Raw genomic sequence first — 1,051 nt, 5'->3', positions numbered from 1 at the left:
GTGTGGGGGTGCTCGAAGAAGGGGTGGCGTTGATGATCGCGTTGGCGCAGCCGGAGCGGTTGGCGCGGCGGCGGGGGAGTGGGTCGGGGTCGTATTTGATGGCGGGTGGGACGGCGGTTTCGTTGCCTGCGGGGTCCGGGCTGGTGGCGGCGGAGTGGTTGGCTGTTGCCGTGGCGGATCGAGATCCGGGGCGGGCGGAGGGCCGAATTCGGCTGGCGGCCATCGCTTCTGAGGATTTAGCGCGGGAGGCGGCGCCTGGGCTGGTCAGCGTGCGGGAGGAGGTGCGGTGGGACGGCGGGGATGTGATCGCGCGGCGGGTCGAGCGGTTGGGTGCGATCGTGCTGTCCGAAAAGCCGCTGCGTGAACCGGATTCGGCGTTGGTGGGCGCGGCGTTGTGCGAGGGGCTGCGCGCGGAAGGGGTCGGCCTGCTCCGCTGGTCCGACGACGCGCGCAACCTGCGCGATCGCCTCGCTTTCCTGCACCGCACGCTCGGCACACCATGGCCCGATGTCGACGACGCCGCCCTCCTCGCCGACCTCGACTCCTGGCTCGGCCCCGAACTCGCCACCGCCCGTCGCCGCGCCGACCTCGCCCGCATCGATGCGGGAACTGCCCTGCGCCGCCTCCTGCCCTGGCCCGAAGCCGCCCGCCTCGACGACCTCGCCCCCGAGCGCCTCGAGGTCCCCTCGGGCAGCCGCGTCCGCGTCGACTACAGCGCCGACCAGCCGGTCCTCGCGGTGAAGGTCCAGGAAATCTTCGGCTGGACCACCCCACCCACCCTCGCCGACGGCCGCGCCCCTCTCCTCTTGCACCTGCTCTCTCCAGCCCAGCGCCCCGTAGCCGTCACCGCCGACCTCCCCTCCTTCTGGCAAACCGGCTGGCCCCAGGTCCTCGACAACCTCTACCGGCAAGCGCGATCATGACCACTCGCCGCGCCACCACCCACCTCACACTCACCCCCGACCGCCGAGACCACGGACCTCCCGGCGCGCTCGATCTCGGCGCCATCGACACCCACGCGCGCACAGAACGCCCCTCACATCGCCTCCAC

1 protein-coding gene is annotated in these 1,051 nt (G+C 72.2%); it reads left to right on the top strand.

Annotation, left to right across the window (positions count from 1 at the left end):
* The coding region (locus tag HYG95_RS24405) for an ATP-dependent helicase C-terminal domain-containing protein (protein ID WP_305082206.1) at window positions 1-923 on the top strand (923 nt) is incomplete at its 5' end.
* Window positions 924-1,051 lie beyond the last annotated feature (128 nt).

It is taken from the genome of Nocardia sp. GTS18, from assembly GCF_013839555.1.
Lineage (GTDB): Bacteria > Actinomycetota > Actinomycetes > Mycobacteriales > Mycobacteriaceae > Nocardia > Nocardia rosealba.
Note: the sequence above shows the minus strand (reverse complement) of the source record. Positions and strands in the feature narration are given on the sequence as shown.